Raw genomic sequence first — 14218 nt, 5'->3', positions numbered from 1 at the left:
CTAGAACCGGACCCAGCCCGCCGGGTCGATGGCCTTGCCGCGATGCCTGAGCTCAAAGTATAGCCCCGATTCCTCGTTGCCACCGGTATTGCCGGCACTGGCCACCGCCTCGCCGGCGCGCACGCTGTCGCCGGGACGCTTGAGCAGCGACTGGTTATTGCCGTAGATCGACAGGTAACCGTCGCCGTGGTCGACGATGATCAGGTTGCCGAAGCCGCGCATCCAGTCGGCGTGCACCACCCGACCCGGGGCCACGGCGCGCACCTCGGCGCCTTCCGCGGCCTTGATGAAATTGCCCTTCCAGGTCGGGCCGTCGCCGCGGCGTCCACCGAAGCGGGCCACGACGCTGCCGTTGACCGGGCTGGCCATGCGGCCCTTGAGCGACGCGAACGAGCCGCTCGGCGCGGCCGGCCCCAGCATCGGCGGCGCCGGTTCGTTCGACCGGGTGTCTTCCTCGACCGGCTCCTCGGCCACGATCGGCGCTTCCTTGATCGGTTCGGGCATCGGCTTCGGCTTGGCGCCCGGCTTGGCGTTTTCGCGCGCGATGCGCTCGCGTTCGCGGTCGCGCTCGGCCTTCTCGGCCGCCGCCTTGGCGCGCGCCGCCGCCAGCGCCCTGGCTCGCGCTTCCGCGGCGGCCTTGGCCTTGGCGCGTTTCGCCGCCAGGGCGGCCTGGCGCTTGCGCTCGGCTTCTTCCTGCTCGCGGATCAGGCGCTCGAGGCGGGTGACCAGCCCCGACATGCGTTCTTCGTCGCGCTCCAGGCGGTCGGCCTGCTTGCGCTGGTCGGCCAGGCGGGTCGACAGGTTGTTGAGCAGCGCGGCGCGCTTGGCCTTTTCTTTTTCCAGCAGCGCCTTCTGATCGAGCTGTTCCTGGGCGATTTCTTCCAGCTCTTGCTTGGCATTCTCGACCTTGTCGCGGTTGGCCTCGACTTGCGCCAGGTTGCCGCGCAGCGAATCCAGCAGGCGCGCCTGGGCCTGCGAAACATAGGCCATCAGCTGCAAGTCGCGGCTGATGCGGTTCGGGTTGTCGCCGGACAGCAGCAGCTTGATCCGGTCTTCGTTGCCAGCCACATAGTGTTCGCGCAGCAGCCTGGCCAGCTGCTTTTGCTGGGCGGCGATGGTCTGGTTCAGCTGTTCCTGCTGCGCGGCCAGGTCTTGCAGGCGCGTGTTGGTGGCGCCCTGCTCTTCCTGCAGGTCGCGCAGCGCCCGGTTGGCGTTGGAAATGGCGGCCTCGGACTCGGCCAGCGTGTCGGCCGCGTCTTCCTTGGCGCTTTCGGTCTGGCTGATGTCGCGCTTGATCGCCTGCAGTTGTTGCTGGATGCCGGCGCGCTGCTTCTCGGCCGCCGCCTTCTGGCGGCTGCGCTCGGTCTGGCGCTGGGCCCATGCATCCGTTGCGAACGCGCCGGACAGCGCGACCGCCAGCAGCGTACCCAGGAGTACGCTACCGGCTCCCTTCGTGAATGGCAAATGCAAGACTTACTTTGCCTTCCCTTGGTTGGCCACGGCCGCCATGGCGGCGGCGATCGCTTCCTGGTCGCCCAGGTAGTAGTGCTTGATCGGCTTCAGGTCGGCGTCCAGCTCATACACCAGCGGCTGGCCGTTGGGGATGTTCAGGCCGACGATGTCGGCGTCGCTGATATTGTCCAGCATCTTGATGATGGCGCGCAGGCTGTTGCCGTGGGCCGAGATCAGGATTTTCTTGCCGGCGCGGATGGCGGGGGCGATTTCGTCGTTCCAGGCCGGCATCACGCGCGCCACGGTGTCCTTCAGGCATTCGGTCAGCGGGATCTGCTCGTCGGTGAGCGCTGCATAGCGCGGGTCGCCGAACGAGGTGCGCTCGTCGTCCTTCTCGAGCGCCGGCGGCGGGGTGTCGTAGCTGCGACGCCAGACCAGCACCTGCTCGTCGCCGAACTTGGCGGCGGTCTCGGCTTTATCGAGGCCCTGGAGGGCGCCGTAGTGGCGCTCGTTCAGGCGCCAGTCGTTCTTGACGGGAAGGTACATCATGTCCATCTCGTCCATCGCCAGCCACAGGGTGCGGATGGCGCGCTTGAGCACCGAGGTATAGGCCACGTCGAAGGTGAAGCCGGCTTCCTTGAGCACGCGGCCGGCGGTTTTCGCCTCGGCCACGCCTTTTTCGGTCAGGTCGACGTCGGTCCAGCCGGTGAAACGGTTTTCCAGGTTCCAGGTGGATTCGCCATGGCGCATGAATACGATCTTGTACATTAGTCTCTTCTTCTCGAAAAAATTCTGGTTGAAGTCCGGTCCGGCATCTATTTTATAATGCCCCGATTCAGTTCAACCAATCGGAACCCTTGTGAATTTCTTACTCGATAATATCTTCGTTGTTGCGATCGCCGTGATTTCGGGTGTCGCCCTGCTGTGGCCGGCACTGACGCCGCGCGGAAAACGCGCGACGCCGCTGCAGGTGACGCAGATGATCAACCGCGGCAAGACCACCGTGGTCGACGTACGCAGCGCGGAAGAATTCGCGGCAGGCCACCTGCGCGACGCGAAACACATCCCGCTGGCAGACTTGGGCAATCGCATCGGCGAACTGGACAAGTCGAAGAACCGTACCGTCGTGGTGGTGTGCCAGAGCGGCGCCCGTGGCGACAAGGCCGCGCGCCAGTTGCAGGCGGCCGGCTTCGAAGACGTCCACAGCCTGGAAGGCGGTCTGGCGGCCTGGACGGCTGCAGGCCTGCCGGTCACCAAGTAAACCCGCCGGCCCCTGTTCCGGGCCGGCAGACATGAAAGGATTCAGCATGACAGCCCACGTCGTTCTCTACCACACCGCAGCCTGCCCCTATTGCGTGCGCGCCGAGCGCCTGCTCGAAGCCAAGGGCGTGCATGACATCGAACGCATCCGCGTCGACCTCGACCCGGAACAGCGCCAGATCATGATGCAGCGCACCGGCCGCCGCACCGTTCCACAGATCTACGTTGGCGACACCCACGTCGGCGGTTTCGACGATTTGTATGCGCTGGACCAGGCCGGACGCCTGGACCCGATGCTCAAGGGCGAGTAAGCTAATTGGGCTGAACGCGGCGGCGGACGGCAAAGCCGCTATTGCTTCCAAGTTGGTTTTGCTACAATTGTCGTCGCGTTTGACCCGAAGTCGGGCCCGGCCCCATAGCCGCGCTCGACCAAAGCACCCGGAGTAGCCTCCTGCTCCCCACTATTATTAGAAAGCGTTCCATGTCTGACGAAAACCTGCAACCAGTATTCCAAATCCAACGCGTCTACCTGAAAGACATGTCGCTGGAGCAACCGAATTCGCCATCGATCTTCCTGGAACAGGAAGCGCCGGCAATCGAAGTGTCGCTCGACGTCGGCGCCGAAAGCATCGCCGAAGGCATCTACGAGTCGACCGTGACGATCACCGTCACCGCCAAGGTCAAGGACAAGGTCGCGTTCCTGGTGGAAGGCAAGCAGGCTGGCATCTTCGAAGCCCGCAACATCCCTGCAGAGCAGATGGATCCGCTGCTGGGCATCGGCTGCCCGAACATCATCTACCCATACCTGCGCGCGAACATCGCCGACGTGATCAGCCGCGCCGGTTTCCCGCCAGTGCACCTGGCCGAGATCAACTTCGAAGCGTTCTACCAGCAGCGCGCCGCGGCCATGGCCGAAGCAGCTGCCGCCGCACCGGCAAACTAAGCATCATCTCGCGGATGCGGCCAAGGCCGCGTCCGCGCCAGCCTTCCGGCGTCGCGGTTCACCCACAATCCAGGCCCGCCATGCGCTTTCCCCGACCACTTGCAGCTGCTCCACTGTTGGCGATGACAGTGCTGGCCGCGCCGAGTGCTCACGCCTTCGATTTCAAGACGGTCGGCGCCGCCCCGGCGATCCTGTACGGAACGCCATCGGCCAAGGGCAACAAACTCTATCTGGCGCCGCCCGGCATGCCGCTCCAGGTCATGATCGCCTATGGCGACTGGGTCAAGGTGCGCGACATGAACGGCGACGTGGCCTGGACCCCAGCCAGGTCGCTGAGCGCGCAACGCAATGTGCTGGTACGCACGCCCGGCGGCCGGGTCCATTCCGGCCCGGACGCAACCTCGGCGGTCCTGATGACGGCCGACAAGGGCGTTTTACTTGAACTGGTCGATCCCCATGCCATTGTCTGGGCGCGCGTGCGCCATCGCGACGGCGTCATTGGCTATATCAAGGTCTCGGACATCTGGGGCCTGTAAATCCACTCCAGGAGTTCCATGCAACAGAACAAACCCACTACCAAGATCACCGTCCTCGGCGCCGGCGCCTGGGGCACCGCCGTCGCCATCGCGCTGGCCGCACGCCACGACGTGCTGCTGTGGGGCCGCAATCCGCAACAAATGGCGGATACCGACGCGGCGCGCGACAACCTGGCCTATTTGCCGGGCCACCCGCTGCCGTCAGCGTTGCGCGTGAGCGCCGACTTCGAGGCGGCGCTTGCCCACGTGGCGCCCGGCGCCGCGCAAGACGCGCCGCTGCTGATCCTGGCCTGCCCGGTGGCCGGCCTGCGTCCGCTGCTGGAGCAATTGCGTGGCCGCCCGATCCCGAACGTCGTCTGGCTGTGCAAGGGCTTCGAAGCCGGCACCGGCCTGCTGCCGCACCAGGTGGTGGCGCAGGTGCTGGGCGACAGCGTCCCGGGCGCGGCGCTGTCCGGCCCTTCGTTCGCGCAAGAAGTCGCGCGCGGCCTGCCGTGCGCGCTGACCGTGGCATCGAGCTCGGCCGAGCTGCGCGAACGCGTGGTGGCCGCGGCCCATGGCGACAACCTGCGCGTCTATTCGCACGACGACCTGATCGGCGTGGAAGTGGGCGGCGCGGTCAAGAACGTGATGGCGATCGCCACCGGCGCCGCCGACGGCCTGGGACTGGGCCTGAACGCGCGCGCGGCGCTGATCACGCGCGGCCTGGCCGAGATCACCCGCCTGGGGCTGGCGCTCGGCGCCCAGCCGGGCACCTTCATGGGCCTGTCGGGGATGGGCGACCTGATCCTGACCTGCACCGGCGACCTGTCGCGCAACCGGCGGGTCGGCCTGGCGCTGGCCGAAGGCAAGGCGCTGGACACGATCGTGGCGGAACTGGGCCATGTGGCCGAAGGCGTGCCCTGCGCCAAGGCGGTGCGCGAACTGGCGCGCCGGATGGGGGTCGACATGCCGATCACCGAGGCGGTGGCCAGCGTGCTGTTCGACGGCGTGGATGCGGCGCAGATGGCGGCGCAGTTGCTGGCGCGGGATCCGCGGGTGGAGCTGGCGTAATTGGTATTGCAGCCGTGGTGGACGGCTTTGCCGTCCACGCGGTACCTCACTTCGGCGGCGCCCCGCTCGGGTCGTCGCTCGGGCCGCCCGAACGTTCCGGCCCCATCAGGATGGTCATCAAGGCCACCGCATCCTTCAGCGCGCGCACCGTGTGCGGCACGCTGCCCGCCAGATAAACCATCTCGTTCGGCTGCAGGGTGGTCGTCTTGTCGTGGGCGTCGATCGCGATCTCGCCCTCCAGGCAGACGATGGTCACTTCGCCATCGACCCGGTGCTCGGGAATCGGCCGTTCGACCGGCAACACCAGTCGGATCAGTTCCATGTGCTCGGTCTTGACCAGGGCCACCGAGGTGAAATGGGCGATGTCGTCGTCGCCGCGTTGCAAAGCAATCTTTTCGCCGGATACTGCGTGATGCAAGGCCATGTCGCCCTCCTCTATGTGCTTGTCGCTTCCTCTTGCGGTTCCGGCACGCTGCGCAGCCAGCTGACCAGCGCATAGGCGTCCTGGAATCCTTGCGCCAACCGCGGCACCAGTTGATCCGGTGCATTCAGGTCCAGTTTCACCTCGGTCCACACGAAGAAGCTTTTCAGTTTCAGGTAATCGACATGCGGATGATCGGGATCGAAGCCCTTGGGTGGACGCTGCAACTTGTCCTCTTCCAGCATGTCGTTATAGGTGGCGCGAAGATTCTTATTCTTCAATACTTTGGCGAAACCCGTCGCATCGTTGACCACGTGCTCGCGGATCGCCTTCAGGCGCGCCGGCGGCGGCAGGTACTCTCCCACGCCGAAGCCCAGGGTGCCGTCGCGCTCGAGTTGAAAATAATAGGTCGAGCCGCCGCCCGCGCTCGGGCGGCGCTTGTCGTGCGGGGTGATGCCGGCCGAGAAGCGGGTTTTATACGGCGTCTTGTCCTTCGAAAAGCGGGTGTCGCGGTGGATCCGGAACATCGCCTTCTTGGGATTGCAGGCCGCCACCTGCTTGTCGAACTTCGTCAGGGCCTTGATCAGTTCCGTGACCGTTTCTTCGAATTCGGTGCGCAGGATGTCGTAGCGCGGTTTATTCCAAAGAAACCAGGGCCGGTTATTGTTTTCGCTCAGTTCGCTGAGAAATTGCGTCAGGTCGCGCAGATGCATGGTGGTTCAGGTGTCGAAAGAAAAGTTCAGGGCGCCTGGCGCGGCCGGCGGCCCACCGTCACGTCGACCGTGGCTTCGCGCCGCTTGCGCAGGATCGTCATTTGCGTCTTGGCGCCGGGCTCGAGCTGGGCGATCAGGTTCAGCATCTCGCTGGTGTCCGCGATCGGCTCGCCGGCCACGGCCACCAGGATATCGCCCGGCACGATGCCGGCGCGGTCGGCCGGCCCGCCGCGCACCACGCCGGCGATGATGGCGCCGCTGCGCTTGGCCAGGCCAAAACTGTCGGCCAGCTCGGGCGTGATGTCCTGCGATTCGATGCCGATCCAGCCGCGCACCACGCTGCCGTGCTTGACGATCGAATCGAGCACGGTCTTGGCGGTCGACACGGGAATCGCGAAGCCGATCCCGACCGAGCCGCCAGTCTGCGAATAGATTGCCGCGTTAATGCCCAGCAAATTGCCTTCGGTATCGACCAGGGCCCCGCCCGAGTTGCCGAAATTGATCGCGGCATCGGTCTGGATGAAATTCTCGAAGTGATTGATGTGCAGGTTGTTGCGGCCCAGGGCCGAGATGATGCCCAGGGTGACAGTCTGGCCGACGCCGAACGGGTTACCGATCGCCAACACCACGTCGCCCACGCGCGCCTGCTCGGGATCGCCCAGCACCATCACCGGCAGGTTGCGCTCGCTCACGCGGATCACGGCCAGGTCGGTCTCGGGATCGGTGCCGACCAGGCGCGCCGCGGCCTTGCGGCCATCGGCCAGGCCGACTTCGATCGCGTCGGCGCCGTCGATCACGTGGAAATTGGTCAGGATATAACCGTCGCTGCTGACGATGACGCCGGAGCCGAGGCTGGCCAGTTGCTCGTCGGGCGGCGCGCGGTCGCCGAAGAAGCGGCGGAAGAACGGGTCGCGCAGCAGTGGATGCGACTGGCGCGACGCCTTGCTCGTGTAAATATTGACCACGGCCGGCATCGCCTTGGCCGCGGCATTGCGGAAGCTGCCGCCCGCCGCCCGCGGCGGCGCCTGCAGCATCGGCACCGGATTGCCCGGCGTGCCGACCGCGACCGTGTCTGGCCTGTCGAGCCATTCGGGCCGCATGGCGGCCACCACGAACCAGGCCGCCAGCGCAATCGTCACCGCTTGCGCGAACAGCAGCCAAAGGCGTCGCAAAAGCGGCCGCTTGGGCTGCGGACGCCGGATGTCGTGGACCAGATCGTCTTTCACTTTTTAAGGGAATCCCGGATTTCGCGCAGCAGGACGATGTCTTCCGGCGTCACTGGAGCAGCAGGTTTGGCCTCTTCGGCCGGGCCGCGCAGGCGGTTAATCACACGCACCATCTGGAAGATGATGAAGGCCAGCAGGATAAAGTTCAGCAAAATGGTCAGGAAATTACCGTACGCCAATACAGCACCGGCCTTTTGCGCTTCTGCCAAGGGGAGGTGATAGCCCTGGTTATTGAGAGGAATATAATAGTTGGCGAAGTCGAGGCCACCGAGGACCGCGCCGATCGGCGGCATGACCACGTCCTTGACCAGCGAATCGGTGATGCGCGCAAACGCGCCGCCGATGATCACGCCGACGGCAAGGTCGATGACATTGCCGCGCATCGCAAACTTCTTGAACTCTTCCAGCATCGCCATTGGACTTCTCCCATTGTTATTGATACAAGCAATTGCATGATACCCGAACGCTCCGGAGGCTGTCTTTCGGCCGAATGCTGCAGGAGCACAAAAGACCATTCTGCTAAAGCGTGTAGCCCAGACAATTTTTTTCCCTCAGGTATTGCCGTTCACATATAATTTTGGATGCTGGAAGCTCGCTATTAATTCTTAAAATTCGTATATTCACGGAGTGGGGTTGGTATGAGTAATGAAAAGCAGGTCGATCCGGGCCGACGCGGATTGCTGGTCGCGACATGCGCGGCTGGCGGCGTAGTCGGCGTGTCCACGGCGGGAGCCCTGGTCAGCACCTTCCAGCCTTCCGAACGCGCAAAAGCGGCGGGAGCCCCGGTTGAAGTCGATATCTCCGACGTCGCTCCGGGTGAAATGAAAGTCGTCGAATGGCGCGGCAAACCGGTCTGGATCCTGCGCCGCACCCCCGCAATGATGGCCACGCTCGAGAAGGACCAGGGCGAACTGGCCGATCCCGCCTCCGATAATGTGTTCCAGCTGCCGATGCCGGAATACGCCAAGAACCCGTTCCGCTCGCGCGCCGAGCACAAGGAAGTGCTGGTCACTGTCGGCATCTGCTCCCACCTGGGCTGCTCGCCCTCCTCGCGCCTTTCCGCCGGCCCGCAGCCGAACCTGCCCGACAACTGGCCGGGCGGCTTCCTGTGCCCCTGCCACGGCTCGACCTTCGACCTGTCTGCGCGCGTGTTCAAGAACAAGCCGGCGCCGACGAATATGGATGTCCCCCCGTACATGTATCTGTCCGATAACAAGCTGGTGATCGGCAAAGACGAGAAAGGCGAGGCATAACAATGGGCGCATTCAAGGAGACCAAGCTACCCGCCGACGCACCGGTGGCCCAGAAAGCCCTGGCCTGGGTCGACGACCGCTTCCCGGCATCGAAACTGTGGAACGATCAATGGGGCAAGTACTACGCTCCCAAGAATTTCAACGTCTGGTATCTGTTCGGTTCGCTGTCGGCCCTGGTGCTGGTGCTGCAGATCGTCACCGGCATCTTCCTGACGATGCACTACAAGCCGGACGCCGCGCTGGCCTTCGGCTCGGTCGAATACATCATGCGCGAAGTGCCGTGGGGCTGGCTGGTGCGCTACCTGCACTCGACCGGCGCCTCGGCCTTCTTCATCGTGGTCTACCTGCACATGGCGCGCGGGCTGATGTACGGCTCTTACCGCAAGCCGCGCGAGCTGGTCTGGCTGTTCGGCTTCGGCATCTTCCTGTGCCTGATGGCCGAGGCCTTCTTCGGCTACCTGCTGCCATGGGGGCAGATGTCGTACTGGGGCGCCCAGGTGATCGTGAACCTGTTCGGCGCCATCCCCGTGATCGGCGAAGACCTGTCGCTGTGGATCCGCGGCGACTACGTCGTCTCCGACGCCACCCTGAACCGCTTCTTCGCCTTCCACGTGATCGCGCTGCCGCTGGTGATCCTGGGCCTGGTGGCCGCCCACCTGACGGCGCTGCACGAAGTCGGCTCGAGCAACCCGGACGGCATCGAAGTCAAGGAGCATCTGGGCCCGGACGGCCATCCGCTGGACGCCATTCCGTCGCACCCCTACTACACCACCAAGGACCTGTTCGGCGTGTCGGTATTCCTGCTGCTGTTCTCGGCAGTCGTGTTCTTCGCACCCGAGATGGGCGGCTACTTCCTGGAGTACAACAACTTCCTGCCGGCCGACTCGATGAAGACGCCGCCGCACATCGCGCCGACCTGGTACTTCACCCCGTTCTACTCGGTGCTGCGCGCGACCACGGCCGACTTCATGTACGTGCTGATGATCAGCGTCGCCCTGTACGTGGCCTTCATCTGGCTGAAATCGCGCCTGGCCTTCCGCACCAAGGCGATCATCGCCGTGGTCGGCCTGCTGCTGATCATCGGCATGCTGCCGCAGGTGCTGGACGCGAAATTCTGGGGCGTGGTGCTGTTCGGTTCGTCGGTGATGATCATCGCCGGCCTGCCGTGGCTCGACCACTCGCCGGCGAAATCGCTGCGCTACCGTCCGAGCTGGCACCGCTGGATCTATGCCCTCTTTGCGCTGGTGTTCGTGACGCTGGGCTACCTTGGCACCCAGCTGCCGACCCCGGCCTTCACCATCCTGTCGCAAGTGTGCACGCTGGCTTACTTTGCGTTCTTCCTCCTGATGCCGTGGTGGAGCACGATGGGCACCTTCAAGCCGGTGCCGACCCGTGTCACCTTCACCCCGCATTGATCACCGGACAAGAGCACAAGGACACGACATGAAATTGTTTGCAAAGAAACTGATTGCAGTCCTGGCGCTGGTGCCGGGACTGGCTTTCGCCGCCGAGGGCGGCATCCCGCTGGACCGCGCACCGGACCGCAATGACATGGCCTCGCTGCAGAACGGCGCCAAGATCTTCGTCAACTATTGCCTGAATTGCCATGCGGCGGCCTCGATGCGTTACAACCGCCTGCGCGACCTGGGCCTGTCGGAAGACCAGATTCGTGACAATCTGTTGTTTTCTGCCGACAAGGTCGGCGACATGATGACAACGGCGATGCGCCCGAAAGATGCTGCGGCCTGGTTCGGCGCGGTGCCGCCGGATCTGTCGGTGATCGCGCGCGCCAAAGCCTCGCCGGCCGGCTCGGGCGCCGACTACCTGTACACCTATCTGCGCAGCTTCTATCAGGACGAAACCCGCCCGACCGGGTGGAACAATATGGTGGTGCCAAATGTTGCGATGCCACATGCGATGTGGCAGCAGCAGGGAATTCGCACCGCCAGGTTCGCCGAGGAAGCCGATCCGCATGAGCCAGGCAAAACGGTGCACAAGTTCGCCGGCTTCGAGCAAGTATCGCCGGGCACCATGAGCCAGCAGGACTTCGATGCCGCCACCGCCGACCTGGTCGCGTACATGGTCTGGATGGCCGAACCGGCCCAGGCTACCCGCAAAAAGCTGGGTGTGATCGTGCTGTTGTTCCTGTCCGTGTTCGTGTTTTTGACCTGGCGTTTGAACGAATCGTACTGGAAACAAGTGAAGTAATTCGCTTTCATTGCCCGGTTGGCTATAATACGGGCAATCATTTCTCTGGGGTGAGTGCTCTGCGCTACACCCCTTTGTTTCTTAAGGAACTATAAACCATGATGGTTCTCTACTCCGGCACCACGTGCCCGTTCTCCCAACGCTGCCGCCTCGTCCTGTTCGAAAAGGGCATGGACTTCGAGGTCCGCGACGTTGACCTGTTCAACAAGCCGGAAGATATTTCGACGATGAACCCATACGGCCAGGTACCGATCCTGGTCGAGCGCGAACTCATCCTGTGCGAATCGAACATCATCAACGAGTACATCGACGAGCGCTTCCCGCACCCGCAGCTGATGCCGGCCGACCCGCTGATGCGCGCCCGTGCCCGCCTGATGCTGTTCAACTTCGAGAAAGAGCTGTTCGTCCACGTGCACACGCTGGAAAGCGAGCGCAACAAGGCGAACGACAAGAACCACGACAAGGCGCGTGCGGAAATCCGCGATCGCCTGACCACGCTGGCTCCGCTGTTCCTGAAGAACAAGTACATGCTGGGTGACGAGTTCTCGATGCTGGACGTGGCGATCGCCCCGCTGCTCTGGCGCCTGGACCACTACGGCATCGAGCTGTCGAAGACCGCTGCGCCGCTGATGAAGTATGCCGAGCGTATCTTCTCGCGTCCGGCCTACATCGAGGCGCTGACCCCGTCCGAGAAAGTGATGCGTCGTTGATGATGCGTCTGGGGTGGGATGCCTACGCATTCCGCCCCTGCCAGCTTGATTGCTTCACACGCGCCGGTTTTTGGACGTCCGTCGGACGATTCCGGTAAACTGGCGCAAACGCCTGTATTTCTAGACAACACCACCATGGCAGAAATTTCCACCAAACCCTACCTGCTGCGCGCCATCTATGAGTGGTGCACGGACAGTGGCTTCACGCCCTATATCGCCGTCAAGGTCGACGGGGCGACGACGGTGCCGATGGAGTATGTCCGGAAAGGCGAGATCATCCTGAACATCAGCTACGGCGCGACGTCGGGGCTGAAGATGGACAATGACGCCATCCACTTCCGTGCGCGCTTCAATGGCGTGTCGCGGGAGATCTATATCCCTGTGCACAATGTGTTGGCGATTTATGCCAATGAGAATGGGCAGGGGATGGCGTTTGAGGTGGGCACGGCGCCGGAGGGTGATGCGCAGTCGTCGGGGGCTTCGGTCGAGAGTGCGCCGGCTGCGCCGGCCTTGTCGGCGGTGCCGTCGAAGGGTGTGGATTCGCCGGTGGTGGCGGATGCGCCTACGACTACGCCTGGCGGGGATGATGAGCCGCCGAAGAAGGGTGGACGGCCAACCTTGACGCGGATCAAATAGCGTATAATCGTTGTCTTAAGGTCATGCCGACTTAGCTCATCAGGTAGAGCAGTTGATTTGTAATCATCAGGTGGCGGGTTCGAGTCCTGCAGTCGGCACCAATCAAATCAAGCACTTAGCCCAGCATTTAGCGTTGGGCTTTTTGCTTTCTGAGTCTAATGTAACCGCCATGTAACCCAGCCGTGCTCACTTGACGGCTCTGCGTTCAACTTCCCGCCGTCTACATGGCTGTATTCGTACACAACAACCCTTTGCATCTAGCTCGTCAGACAAGCGCCTAGTCATGCTCGCGAAATTGTCGGTTAGTGCTGACGTCTGTAGAGTCGTGCTTAGGCATCCCATTTGGCAAAAATGGCAAATGGGATGATCTTTTCGTAAATGCAATGCCAGATACACGCAGTCTGCTGGCTGTTCTCAAGAGGCAGTGTAGAAAATTTCTCTTTCCTCGTTTGGCAAAATTGACAAATGGGAAGCCGGTCGTTGCGAGCCAACTTACTTGTCCACAGGCTAACGATCCGCTGTAGCTGCCGGATTTATAGGCAGGCTTGTCGAAACAGCTCAGCCAAGGATACATCCAACGCACGCGCTATTCGATGGAGCGTAAGGATTGCCACGTTGTTATCGCCGCGCTCTACTCTGCCTAGATAACTCCTGTCCACGCCAGCGATGAGCGCCAGATCCTCTTGAGAGATCTTCTTGCTCATACGGAAGCTCTTGATCGCAGCTCCAAGCGCGACTAGCTCACTGGTCTGACGATGTTGGGAGAGGTTTGGCACAGCCGAATGATCTAGCTATAATCCAACACAGGCGACGGTACATGTACCTCAATGCCGTGCAGGAAGGCATCTGTGCATGCGTGTCTTAGCTAATTTTTCACTGTGCTTCCTTTTTGGAAGAGAGAGAACGCATCAATGACAAAGAAGATAACCATCCTCGCTGAGATCACCCCAGCGGTAGAAGATTTTGCCAAGCGTCATGGCGCTTACTTCGATAAGGGGCTACAAGAATGGGTGGTCGAGGGCGAGGTGACGCCAGAGCTTGAATCCTTCGTTCAGAAAGCTAAACGGATGCGGGATTACGTAGCGGAACGAGTGCCGCAGTGCAGCATGTGCGGTTCTCGGATGATACTCCGGCCCTCAGCCAGAGGAGAATTTTGGGGTTGTACAGCTTTCCCTCGTTGCAAAGGCAGACGCTCCTTGGAAGAGGAAGATTACGAGTCGCAAGATCCACATAAAGAGGGGTTGCATCTAGATAAAGAAGAGTTTGGCGAATTCGAGCACGAACCTCAGCCGCTCTTTTCATCTGTAGCGACGCCCGTCTCGTCACAGGCAGATGCTCGCACATCAGCTGGCGAGGACCCAGGAACGCTAACGCGCGCACAAGCCATCTACGATCGTGCAACGCAACTTTTTGGCGATCGCCATGCCGCAGCCACTTGGCTGAAGAGCCCTAAGGTTGGCCTAGGCCACGATAGGCCTGTTGATGTCATTCAAACTGCAGAAGGTTGTAACTTAGTTGAGAAGTTGCTTGAAGAACGTTTTGAGCAGGCTGATTGACGTGCTCCGCGTCTTTTCAATCTATTGAGCTTGTCATACGTGCTCATCACATTGTTTTGCAACCCTGTAAACGATATAGAGATCAATCCGTTGGACGAATTTGATACATTTAAATCTGTGCATCGGTACGGTGGATGGCATGGACCGATGCCTCGCCTGCCTGATCCACCAGAGCCAGAACCGGGACTCAAGTTTTTTGACCTTGTTCGTTGGCATGTACGCGAGTACTTCCGCCCCAAATCTAAACAAGAGCG

Annotated in this window: 18 protein-coding genes and 1 tRNA gene; 12 read left to right on the top strand and 7 right to left on the bottom strand. The window is 62.2% G+C overall.

Annotated features, from left to right (window positions below; all coding sequences use genetic code 11):
* Both KY496_RS19605 and gpmA read right to left on the bottom strand, forming a co-directional pair.
* A complete protein-coding gene (locus KY496_RS19605; protein WP_229520545.1) occupies positions 1-1464 on the bottom strand; it encodes a murein hydrolase activator EnvC in 1464 nt (487 codons plus the stop codon).
* Positions 1465-1473: 9 nt separating this feature from the next.
* A complete protein-coding gene (gpmA, locus tag KY496_RS19600) occupies positions 1474-2220 on the bottom strand; it encodes a 2,3-diphosphoglycerate-dependent phosphoglycerate mutase (protein WP_219862048.1) in 747 nt (248 codons plus the stop codon).
* A 91-nt stretch (positions 2221-2311) separates the two neighbouring features.
* On the opposite strand from gpmA, the gene KY496_RS19595 reads away from it, so the two are divergent.
* The 5 genes from KY496_RS19595 to KY496_RS19575 all read left to right on the top strand — a co-directional run bounded on the left by KY496_RS19595 (position 2312) and on the right by KY496_RS19575 (position 5241).
* Positions 2312-2713, top strand: a complete 402-nt coding sequence (locus KY496_RS19595; RefSeq protein WP_005663752.1) for a rhodanese-like domain-containing protein — start codon at positions 2312-2314, stop codon at positions 2711-2713.
* 46 nt (positions 2714-2759) lie between these two features.
* Entirely contained in the window at positions 2760-3023 is a 264-nt protein-coding gene (gene grxC / locus KY496_RS19590) for a glutaredoxin 3 (protein WP_005663754.1), read from the top strand.
* Positions 3024-3193: 170 nt separating this feature from the next.
* Entirely contained in the window at positions 3194-3655 is a 462-nt protein-coding gene (secB, locus tag KY496_RS19585; protein ID WP_005663756.1) for a protein-export chaperone SecB, read from the top strand.
* 122 nt (positions 3656-3777) lie between these two features.
* The gene (locus KY496_RS19580) at positions 3778-4191 is read left to right on the top strand and encodes an SH3 domain-containing protein (protein ID WP_005663757.1); all 414 of its coding nucleotides are present in this window, start codon (positions 3778-3780) and stop codon (positions 4189-4191) included.
* An 18-nt stretch (positions 4192-4209) separates the two neighbouring features.
* A complete protein-coding gene (locus tag KY496_RS19575) occupies positions 4210-5241 on the top strand; it encodes an NAD(P)H-dependent glycerol-3-phosphate dehydrogenase (protein ID WP_219862047.1) in 1032 nt (343 codons plus the stop codon).
* A 46-nt stretch (positions 5242-5287) separates the two neighbouring features.
* On the opposite strand, the gene KY496_RS19570 is transcribed toward KY496_RS19575, so the two are convergent.
* From KY496_RS19570 to mscL, 4 genes are read right to left on the bottom strand one after another with little or no spacing between them, the layout of a single operon-like run.
* A complete protein-coding gene (locus KY496_RS19570; protein WP_005663760.1) occupies positions 5288-5665 on the bottom strand; it encodes a cupin domain-containing protein in 378 nt (125 codons plus the stop codon).
* A gap of 11 nt (positions 5666-5676) precedes the next feature.
* The gene (locus KY496_RS19565; RefSeq protein WP_005663762.1) at positions 5677-6375 is read right to left on the bottom strand and encodes a DUF2461 domain-containing protein; all 699 of its coding nucleotides are present in this window, start codon (positions 6373-6375) and stop codon (positions 5677-5679) included.
* A gap of 26 nt (positions 6376-6401) precedes the next feature.
* Positions 6402-7547, bottom strand: a complete 1146-nt coding sequence (locus tag KY496_RS19560) for a Do family serine endopeptidase (protein WP_040775530.1) — start codon at positions 7545-7547, stop codon at positions 6402-6404.
* A gap of 50 nt (positions 7548-7597) precedes the next feature.
* Positions 7598-8017 carry a large conductance mechanosensitive channel protein MscL gene (gene mscL, locus KY496_RS19555; protein WP_005663765.1) on the bottom strand — a complete coding sequence of 140 codons (420 nt, stop codon included), beginning with the start codon at positions 8015-8017 and terminating at the stop codon, positions 7598-7600.
* A gap of 222 nt (positions 8018-8239) precedes the next feature.
* Between mscL and petA the strand changes: the two genes are divergently transcribed.
* The 6 genes from petA to KY496_RS19525 all read left to right on the top strand — a co-directional run bounded on the left by petA (position 8240) and on the right by KY496_RS19525 (position 12509).
* Positions 8240-8854 (top strand): ubiquinol-cytochrome c reductase iron-sulfur subunit, encoded by a 615-nt coding sequence (petA, locus tag KY496_RS19550; RefSeq protein ID WP_005663766.1) that lies wholly within the window; start codon positions 8240-8242, stop codon positions 8852-8854.
* 2 nt (positions 8855-8856) lie between these two features.
* The gene (locus tag KY496_RS19545) at positions 8857-10269 is read left to right on the top strand and encodes a cytochrome b N-terminal domain-containing protein (protein ID WP_219862045.1); all 1413 of its coding nucleotides are present in this window, start codon (positions 8857-8859) and stop codon (positions 10267-10269) included.
* 28 nt (positions 10270-10297) lie between these two features.
* Positions 10298-11062, top strand: a complete 765-nt coding sequence (locus KY496_RS19540; RefSeq protein ID WP_219862043.1) for a cytochrome c1 — start codon at positions 10298-10300, stop codon at positions 11060-11062.
* A 98-nt stretch (positions 11063-11160) separates the two neighbouring features.
* Positions 11161-11772 carry a glutathione S-transferase N-terminal domain-containing protein gene (locus KY496_RS19535; protein ID WP_219862041.1) on the top strand — a complete coding sequence of 204 codons (612 nt, stop codon included), beginning with the start codon at positions 11161-11163 and terminating at the stop codon, positions 11770-11772.
* Between the two features lie 135 nt (positions 11773-11907).
* Positions 11908-12408, top strand: coding sequence for a ClpXP protease specificity-enhancing factor (locus tag KY496_RS19530; protein ID WP_071360827.1), 501 nt, complete (start codon positions 11908-11910; stop codon positions 12406-12408).
* Positions 12409-12433: 25 nt separating this feature from the next.
* Positions 12434-12509 (top strand) — tRNA-Thr (locus tag KY496_RS19525).
* Between the two features lie 432 nt (positions 12510-12941).
* Here KY496_RS19525 and KY496_RS19520 read toward each other — a convergent pair.
* A complete protein-coding gene (locus tag KY496_RS19520; RefSeq protein WP_109345544.1) occupies positions 12942-13184 on the bottom strand; it encodes a helix-turn-helix domain-containing protein in 243 nt (80 codons plus the stop codon).
* Positions 13185-13319: 135 nt separating this feature from the next.
* On the opposite strand from KY496_RS19520, the gene KY496_RS19515 reads away from it, so the two are divergent.
* Positions 13320-13964, top strand: a complete 645-nt coding sequence (locus KY496_RS19515; protein WP_219862039.1) for an antitoxin Xre/MbcA/ParS toxin-binding domain-containing protein — start codon at positions 13320-13322, stop codon at positions 13962-13964.
* Positions 13965-14218 lie beyond the last annotated feature (254 nt).

The sequence above is a fragment of the Massilia sp. NP310 genome, assembly GCF_019443485.1.
Lineage (GTDB): Bacteria > Pseudomonadota > Gammaproteobacteria > Burkholderiales > Burkholderiaceae_D > Telluria > Telluria timonae.
The sequence above is the reverse complement of the archived record's forward strand: the minus strand, read 5'-3'. Positions and strand labels throughout refer to the sequence as shown.